Annotated in this window: 7 protein-coding genes; all 7 read left to right on the top strand. The window is 70.4% G+C overall.

The window, feature by feature from the left end; translation table 11 throughout:
• Positions 1-1305, top strand: a 1305-nt coding sequence (locus tag QUG03_RS08145; protein WP_500819814.1) for a type VI secretion system Vgr family protein, incomplete at its 5' end; no start/stop codon positions are given.
• Entirely contained in the window at positions 1305-3521 is a 2217-nt protein-coding gene (locus QUG03_RS08140; RefSeq protein WP_500819813.1) for a DUF2169 family type VI secretion system accessory protein, read from the top strand. The genes QUG03_RS08145 and QUG03_RS08140, both read left to right, overlap by 1 nt.
• The gene (locus tag QUG03_RS08135) at positions 3518-4597 is read left to right on the top strand and encodes a pentapeptide repeat-containing protein (RefSeq protein WP_500819812.1); all 1080 of its coding nucleotides are present in this window, start codon (positions 3518-3520) and stop codon (positions 4595-4597) included. The genes QUG03_RS08140 and QUG03_RS08135 overlap by 4 nt, the downstream gene beginning before the upstream one ends.
• The gene (locus QUG03_RS08130) at positions 4597-5193 is read left to right on the top strand and encodes a DUF3540 domain-containing protein (protein ID WP_107800058.1); all 597 of its coding nucleotides are present in this window, start codon (positions 4597-4599) and stop codon (positions 5191-5193) included. The genes QUG03_RS08135 and QUG03_RS08130 overlap by 1 nt, the downstream gene beginning before the upstream one ends.
• Before the next feature lie 11 nt (positions 5194-5204).
• Positions 5205-5591 (top strand): DUF4150 domain-containing protein, encoded by a 387-nt coding sequence (locus QUG03_RS08125; protein WP_043593253.1) that lies wholly within the window; start codon positions 5205-5207, stop codon positions 5589-5591.
• Positions 5591-6190, top strand: coding sequence for a type VI secretion lipoprotein TssJ (locus QUG03_RS08120; protein WP_107800057.1), 600 nt, complete (start codon positions 5591-5593; stop codon positions 6188-6190). The genes QUG03_RS08125 and QUG03_RS08120 overlap by 1 nt, the downstream gene beginning before the upstream one ends.
• Positions 6187-7548 carry a type VI secretion system baseplate subunit TssK gene (gene tssK, locus QUG03_RS08115; protein ID WP_235088624.1) on the top strand — a complete coding sequence of 454 codons (1362 nt, stop codon included), beginning with the start codon at positions 6187-6189 and terminating at the stop codon, positions 7546-7548. Before QUG03_RS08120 ends, tssK begins: the two co-directional genes overlap by 4 nt.
• Positions 7549-7591: the final 43 nt, after the last annotated feature.

The following is a 7591-nucleotide window of genomic DNA, read 5'->3' as shown; positions in this document are numbered from 1 at the left end:
ACCGTGGTGGGGCCGGTGGACGCGGAAGTGCATACCGACAAGCTGGGCCGCATCCGCGTGCACTTCCACTGGGACCGCTACAAGACCCAGGAAGAAGACGCCTCGTGCTGGATCCGGGTGTCGCAAGCCTGGGCCGGCAAGGGCTGGGGCGTGCTGGCGCTGCCGCGGGTGGGCCAGGAAGTGCTGGTCACCTATGTGGACGGCGATCTGGACCGGCCTATGGTCACCGGTATTGTCTACAACGGCGACAATCCGACGCCTTACGACCTGCCCAAGGACATCCGCTACACCGGTCTGGTCACGCGCTCCTTGAAGCAGGGCCGTTACAGCAACGCCAGTCAGATCACCTTCGACGATCAGCGCGGCGCGGAGCGGGTGATGGTGCACGCCGAGCGGGACATGCAGCAGACCACCGAGCGCAACAGCTCGGAGGCGGTGGGCCAGGACCAGAACATCGATGTGAAAGGCACGTCGACCTCGGTCACCGGCGCGTCGATCAAGTTCACCGGGGTGTCGGTGTCCTTCACCGGCCTGTCGGTCAGCTTCACCGGGGTATCGACCAGCTTCACCGGCCTGTCCACCAGTTTCACCGGGGTGTCCACCAGCTTTACCGGCGTCTCCACCGGCTTCACCGGGGTGTCCACCGGTTTTACCGGCGTGTCCACCAGCTTCACCGGCATTTCCACCGGTTTCACCGGGGTGTCCACCAGCTTTACCGGGGTGTCCACCAGCCTGACCGGCACGCGCACCTCGGTGACCGGCACCTCGCAGGGCATGACCGGCATTTCCACCTCGATGACCGGCACCAGCGTGTCGGCCACCGGCATGTCGCAGAGCATGACCGGGGTGTCCTCCTCTTATACCGGCACCTCCACCAGCGTCACCGGCAGCAAGATGTCGGTGACCGGCACCTCCAAGAGCGTGACCGGTACCTCGATGTCGGACACCGGTTCCTCGGTCAGCATCACCGGCACCTCGATGTCCACCACCGGCTCGTCCACCAGCGTGACCGGCAGCAAGATGTCCACCACCGGGTCCGACGTCGGCGTCACCGGCTGTTCGGTGTCCACCACCGGCGCTTCGGTCAAGTTGGTGGGCAGCGATACCTCGATGACGGGTTCCGAGACCAAGGCGGTGGGCAGCAAGATGTCCACCACCGGTTCCAGCATCAGTTCGGTGGGGTCTGAGGTCAGCAGCACCGGCTTCAGCAACTCCACCACCGGTTTCAAATACTCCTACACCGGCGCGTCCTACTCGGACACCGGCGTGGATCTGAAAAAAGTCGGCATGGAGGTCAAAAGCTGATGCCCTTGCGTCATATCAAACCCCAGGCGGCGCTCGTGTCCTCGTCGCGCACCCAGATCGGCGCTCAAGCCATGTTGCGCGTCGGCGTCGGCGTCGGCTTCCGCCTGAGCGATCCCTTCATCCTGGCGCACGAGGCCGCGTGCTGGGAGGCGATCAAGGCCGCGGAGCCGGCGCTGCCGCTGTTCGAGCCGGCCATGCCCAAGCTGCGCGCCGAATGGCTGTTGCTGGGCAGCGCGCATTATCGCGGCCCGGCGGCCGGCGCCGGCGCGCTGGACTGGCTGGCCGAGGCCGAGCTGGGCGGCGTGCGCAAGATCGCGAGTTGCCGGGCGCGGCCGCGCGTGGACGGCGGCCGCGCCGAGGCCAGCCTGGCGCTGGACCCGCGTCAGGCCGCCGCCGGCCTGCAGGGCGAAAACCCGTTCGGCCAACGCCACGCGGCGCCGCCCTTGCAACGGGTCCGCGGCCTGAGCGTGAGCCCGGCGCCGCTGGCGGCGATGGGGCCGCTGGGCAGCGACTGGCCGGAACGCCGCCAATGGCAGCCGCGCTTCGCCGGCTCGCCGCAGGCGATGGCGGAGGACGGCAGCCATATGGGCTGGCCGGCGGCCACCGATCTGCGCTTCTTCCAGCAGGCGGCGCCGGACCAATGGTCGGAGCAGGCTTGCTGGCCGGCGCAAGCGCCGTACGCGCTCAGCGGTTTTCGCGGCGGCGAGCTTCAGGGCCGCTTGCCGGCCCTGCGGCCGCTGCTGCTGGCCGGGCGCGGCGACGGCCCGCTGGACGAGCGCCCGGAACTGAGGCTGCAAACCGTATGGCTGCTGCCGGACGCGGATCTGGGCGTGATGTGGTGGAACGGCTTCCTGCCGCTGGATTACGTGCTGGACGACAGCGTCGGTCGGCTGGCGCTGGGCTTCAAGGACGCCGCCGAGCCGGAGCGGCCGGCGGAGCTGGCCGCCTTCGCCGAGCGCCGCGCGCGGCTGGACGACCAGGACCCGCTCTTGCTGGCCGATCACGCGCTGATGCCGGACCCCGCGCGCGGCTGGGTCTGGGAGCAGATCCTGGACTCCGCCGACCATCCGCGCTTCGCGCCGCCGCCGCGCGATCGCGCCGAGATCCGCGCGCGGCTGGAGCAGAGCCGCGAGGATTTGCGCGAGGCGCAGGCGGCGCAAAGCCGGCTGCAGTCCTTTGTCCGCGCCAATGAAAACGCCTTGGCCGGTCTGCCGCAGGCGGCGGCCGACGAGGAAGACTGGCGCGCGCGGCTGCAAAGCGAGCGCGGCCCCTGGAGCGAGCTGACCATACGCGACGCCGATCTGAGCGGCCTGGTCATCGACGGCCGCGAACTGAACCAGGTCCGCTTCGAACGCTGCAAGCTGGATCACGGCCGCTGGCGGCAATGCCGGCTGGAGCAGGTGCAGTTCGTCGATTGCTCGCTGGCCGGCGCCGTGCTGGAAGCGGTGCGCTGGAGCGGCGGCGGCTTGAACCGCTGCAATCTGGGCGCCAGCGTCTGGAACGGCGTGGAGCTGGCGCAGCTGGGCATAGAGGATTGCCGGCTGGACGACATCGCGGTCAACGGCGGCGCCTGGCGCGCGGTCACCGTGCAGGGCGAGGGCGGCGCCGGCGGCCGGATCGGCCAGCTGCGCTGGGATCAGGTCAATTGGTGCCGGGTGCGCGCCGAGGACTGGCGCTTCACCGGACTGCAGGCCGACGGCCTGGGGCTGGTGGAATGCCAGCTGCCGCGCAGCGGCTGGCGGCAATGCCGGCTGCTGAAGTTCAGCGCGCTGGACACCGATCTGTCCGCCAGCGTCTGGCAGCGCTGCCAGCAACGCTTCGGCGTGGTGTCGCACGGCAGCTCGCTGCGCCAGGCGCGGCTGGAAGACTGCGAACTGCTGTCGTGCAGCTGGCAGGAACTGGACGCGGCGCAGCTGCGGATGGAGCACTGCGCCTGCCCGCAATTGCACGCTCAGCGGCTGCGGGCGCCGGATTCGCTGTGGCGGGGCTGCGCGCTGGACGGCCTCAACGCCACCCACGCCGATCTGACGCGCGCCCGCTTCGAGGCCTGCGCCTTGAAGGACGCGCTGTTCTACGGCGCAAGCCTGGAGGACAGCCGGATGGAGGGCTGCAATCTGATCGACGCCAAAACCGCCTGGATGCGGCCGCCGTCCGGCGGCGGCTGGAGAGGCAATCTGGAAACCGGACGCCAAGACTGGCCGAGGAGGGCGCCATGAGCGCGGCGGGAGAGGAGGTCTTGCGGGAGCTGGCCGGGCAGTTGCCGGCGGTGGTGGAGGGGCTGCGTTTCGACGCGCCGCCGGCGGCGGCGCTGAACCGCGCCGTCTACATCGACTGCCGTTTCGAAGGCGTTCACTGGCAGCGGTGCCGCTTCGAGGAGGTCCGCTTCGTCAACTGCCGTTTCGAGGCCAACCGTTTCGAACGCTGCGTCTGGCGCGAGCTGGGCTGCGCCGACAGCCAGTTCATCGACTGCGTTTGGGACGAATGCGAGCTGGAACGGGTGGGCTGGCAGCGGGTGAGCGCGTCCGGGGCCCAGTGGCGCGGCGGGCGGCAGCGCGACTTTTCCTGCGTGGGGCTGGACGCGGCCGATTGGCGGCTGAGCGATGTGCACAGCGCGCACGGCTCCTTCGTCGATTGCCGGCTGCGCGAGTGGCAGTTGCAGGGCGGGCACTGGTCGGACAGCGCCTGGATCCGCAATCAGCTGGACGGTTTCAGCGTGGAAGGCGCGGAGCTGCGCAACTTCATCCACGGCCAGAGCCGGGCGCGGCGCGTGGCGCTGAGCGCCTGCCGGGGCCTGAACGCGCGCTGGATAGATTGCGAGCTGGAGCATATGGCGCTGGACCACTGCGAGCTGCGCCAGGCGGCCTGGTCGCACAGCGTCTGGAACGGCGGCGCCATCCGCGCCAGCCGTCTTGCCGGCGCCAGTTTCGACCAGGCCCGGCTGCGGCGGGTGCAAGCGCGCGAGGCCGATCTGGAGCAGGCCCTGTTCGACGGCGCGCGGCTGGAGGACTGCGCCTTCGAGCAATTGAGCGCGCCGCGGCTGTCGCTGCGGCAGGCGCGGCTGGAACAGGTCAATCTGTCCGGCGCCAATTTGCGCGGGCTGGACGCCAGCGGCGCCGCGCTGCAGTCGGTGAAGCTGTCCGGCTGCGATTGCCGCGGCGGCAGGCTGATAGGCCAGCCGCGCGGCGCATGGAGCGCGGCGGACACCGCCGGCGCGTTGTTCGACGATAGCAAACTTGAGCAAGACCGGGCCTGGCGGCAACAGGCGCAGCCCGGACCTAGAGGAGCCGCATGATGACATGGATGCAAGAGAGCGCCCTGGCCTGGGCTGAAACCCCGGCCGAATCCGATCCGGTGCTGCGCGCGCTGCGCGTGGCCGCGCCGACGCCGCGCCCCAGCCAGGAATGGCTGCCGGCGCGGGTGTGCGCGCAAGGCGAGGGAGACGGCGAATGGCTGGTCCGGCTGCCGACCGGCGCGCTGCGCCAGGCGCGCGCCGCCTTCAGCTGCCTGGTGAGGCCGCAGCGCGGCGATCTGGTGCAATTGGCGGCGTCGGAAGAGGGGTGCTGGGTGCTGGCCGTGCTGGAGCGCCCGCAGCCGGGCGGCGTCTGCCGGCTGGAACTGGGCGCGGCCAGCGTGCAGCTGCACGCCGCCGAACTGCATCTGTGCGCCGACGGCGAACTGAGCCTGAACGGCCGGCAGCTCAACAGCCGCGCCCAGGCCATCGCCACCGCGGCACAGGAGCGGCAGACCCATATCGGCGGCACCGACGCCGCGCACTGCGGCAGCCTGCTGCTGCACGCGGACCGCCACATGGGGCTGCACGCCAAGAGCACGGCGCTGAGTTCGGCTTCGCTGTTGAAGCTGGACGCCGGCCAGATCCACGTAGCTTGAGGAGAATCGCGATGTTCGCCAATTGTTCCGCGGGCGGCATGGCCCTGGCGGCCTCCGACGTCTGCAAGACCCCGCCGCTGGGGATTCCGTCCACCTACGCCAATATCGCCAACAAGCCGGAGGCGGTGCCCAATGTGCCGACCATCATTTACGCCGGCGGCCCGGTGCACAACCTCAACACCATCATCCCGATGACCCACGGCGACGAGGGCGGTTCGATGGGCGGCGTGGCTTCCGGCACCGTGGCGGCGTTGTCCCGCCACGTGACCGGCTCCGGCAAGGTGCTGATCCAGGGCGCGCCGCAGACGCGGCTGACCGACACCAATCTGCCCAATAACCAGAACACCGCCGGGCAGACGGTGGCTCCTTCTCAGACCATCACCATGACCTTGAGCTAATGACCTCCTTCTCCTTTGTCCGGCGCGCGCTGCTGCTGTGCGCGCTGGCCGGCCTGGCGGGCTGCTCCTCGCTGTTCTCCTCGCGGAGCGACGAGGGGCCGCGCCAGCTGCACGTCACCCTGGTGGGCGGCGGCCAGCTGAACAACAGCGGCGGCGGCCCGCGGCCGGTGCAGGTCTGCCTGTACGTGGTGCGGGAGGCCAACTGGCTGCCGCCGGCCGGGCTGGAGGATTCCAGCTGCGCCCAGCGCGGCCGCGAAGTGGCGGCCGAATCCCGCCACGTGGTGGCGCCCAATCAGGTGCAGCAAGTGCTGCTGCCGGCCTCCGGCTCGGACCCGGTCTGGCTGCTGGCGGACGCGGACTTCGCCAGCAAGCCGCCCGGCTACGCGCCGCTGCGCATCCGGGTGGACGGCCGCCAGCTGATCCATCTGGCGGTGCTGCTGGAGCGCAGCCGCATCGTCGACGCGCTGCGGCCCGCCCCCTTGCCGGCGGACGCCTCCGCGGCGGCGCCCGCCGCGTCGCCGCCGCCGGCCAAGCCCGGCCGCAAGCCTTGGCGCAAAACGCGCAAGGCGCCCATCGCCCATCTGGAGGAAAGCCCATGAGCGCTTTGCCGGTAGGACCCGTCGCCTGGAGCGACGGCATGTTGATAGAAACCCAGCATTTTCAGCAGCAGGAACGCCATCTGGCCCATCAGTTCGGCCTGCGGATGCGCCAGACCTCCAACCACGGCTGGGGCTTTTTCCGGCTGGACGTGGACAGCGACGGCCTGGGCCTGGGCCGGCTGGGCCTGCGCGCCGCCGAAGGCGTGCTGCCGGACGGCACCCCGTTCGCGCTGCCGGCACACGACCCCTTGCCGGCGCCGCTGGACACCTCGGAGGCCCAGGCCGGCGACATCGCCTGCCTGGCTTTGCCGGCCGCCGGCTGCGGCGGCCCGGAAATGGCCTTCGGCGACGCGCCGGCCGCCGCGCGCTACCACGCCGCCGCCACCGAAGTGCCCGATCTCAGCGTGGGCCTGGACGCGCCGGGCTCGCCGCGGCGGCTGACGCTGGAAACCGGCCGCATGATGACGCGGCTGTGCTGGCAATCGCAATTGCGCGCCGATGAAACCGCCTTGCCCTTCGCCCGGGTGGCCGGGCGCAGCAGCGCGCTGACCCTGCTGCTGGACCCGCGCTTCATCCCGCCGCTGCTGGACAGCCGCGCCCACCAGACGCTGCGCGCGCTGATCGAGGAATTGCAAAGCACGCTGCAAGTGCGGCTGGCCGGCAGCGCCGGCTTGCGCCTGCTGTCCGCCGGCGGCGGCCTGGCCGATCTGGTGGAGCTGATGCTGCGCCAGGGCATCGCCGAATACCGGATGCGGCTGGCCCACCTGGACGCCTTCGACCCGTTGCCGCCGGCCTTGTTGTTCCAGGAGCTGATCGGCCTGTTGGGCCGCCTCAGCGTGCTGCCCGGCGTGGACGAGGCCCTGGCCGAGCGGCAGTTCGTCTATCAGCACAACGACCTGCAAGCCGGGTTCGAGCCGCTGGCGGCCACCTTGCGCTACGCGCTGGCCAGGGTGATCGAAACCCCGGTGCTGCCGCTGAAGTTCGAGGACCGCGGCGACCAGGTCCACGTCTGCGTGGTGGACCGCCAGTGGAAGCTGCAGAAGATGGTGTTCGCCTTCTCCGCGGCGATGCCGGCGGACAAGCTGCGCCAATTGCTGCCGCAGCAGGCCAAGCTGGGCGCGGTGGAGCAGATCCAGAAACTGGTGGACCTGCAATTGCCGGGCGCGCGCCTGATCCCCGCGCCCAATCCGCCGCGCCAGGTGCCGTACTACGCGCAGAGCGTGTATTTCGAAGTGGAATCCAGCGACCCGTTCTGGGCGCAGGCCTTCGCCGGCTCGGCGCTGGCGCTGCGCATCGTCGGGGACTTCCAGGACTTGAGGTTTGAGGCCTGGGGGCTGCGCGAAGGCAAGGTTGCTTAGAACCAGTTTGCAGCCTGCAGCGCGTGCTCGCGGGACCGTAAAA

The sequence above is a fragment of the Chromobacterium sp. CCUG 30098 genome (assembly GCF_059916605.1).
Note: the sequence above shows the minus strand (reverse complement) of the source record. Positions and strands in the feature narration are given on the sequence as shown.